Origin of the sequence: Kocuria sp. CPCC 204721 (genome assembly GCF_040980945.1) — a bacterium.
GTDB lineage: Bacteria > Actinomycetota > Actinomycetes > Actinomycetales > Micrococcaceae > Kocuria > Kocuria marina.
Window position 1 is genome coordinate 1 of the sequence record NZ_JAVKPO010000056.1, and the last position, 867, is coordinate 867.

An 867-nucleotide genomic window follows, 5' to 3' on the forward strand; every position below is an offset into this window, starting at 1 on the left:
GACGAAGCAGATAGGCAAAAATAAAGCCGCTGGGGATGTCGGATGTCCGTCAATTAACTCCAGCGGCTTGTATTTTGGTAACTCTCCCGTATCGGTCAGCTACCGTTTGGTCAGCAACAAAGGTAGTACTTTATTGTCGCAAATCCAAATGTTTTCCCCTTTATTTGTGCATTTACAAAACATTCACTAACTTCGCACCTATGCAGTATGGTGATAGCACACTAGCACCCTAAAGGGTACGTGTGTAAGGGGACAAGCCCCCTTAACCCCCTGTCAGCCGGCTGTCACCGGCTGTTATCGATTGTCACAAAAATGTTAACTTATGGGAGCAACAAGTATTCATGTACAAGCAGTGAAGCCGGGGAGCGAGATTCACAACTTTAGGGAAAAAGAGTTGGACTATGTTCGTCCGGAACTTAGTCATTTGAATGAAAGCTGGGTTGGAGATAGCATCTCCCATCGGCTGGAGAGTGCGAAACAGAGATATTTCGATACGGTTGGGCAGAAGATGCAGACTAAAGCAGCACCCATACGGGAGGGGGTAATAGTAATCAAGCAAGAAACCACCATGCAGGAACTCCAGCAATTCGCTGCGGTCTGCAAGGAACGTTTCGGTATTGAAGCGTTTCAAATCCATATACACAAGGACGAAGGATACATGAACGCAAAGCAATGGACACCTAACCTTCACGCCCATGTAGTTTTCGATTGGACGCAGCCGAACGGGAAGAGTGTGCGTTTATCGCGTGATGACATGGCAGAACTCCAAACCATAGCATCTGAAGCACTGGGCATGGAACGTGGTGTTTCTTCTGATCGCAAACACTTATCGGCTATGCAGTACAAGACCGAATGTGCGAAAGAACA

2 protein-coding genes are annotated in these 867 nt (G+C 47.1%); both read left to right on the plus strand.

Features of this window, described 5'->3' with window-relative positions:
* A partial coding sequence (locus tag RF637_RS13820; protein WP_368845127.1) for a hypothetical protein occupies positions 1-190 on the plus strand: 190 nt, incomplete at its 5' end.
* A 132-nt stretch (positions 191-322) separates the two neighbouring features.
* A partial coding sequence (locus RF637_RS13825) for a plasmid recombination protein (protein WP_368845128.1) occupies positions 323-867 on the plus strand: 545 nt, incomplete at its 3' end.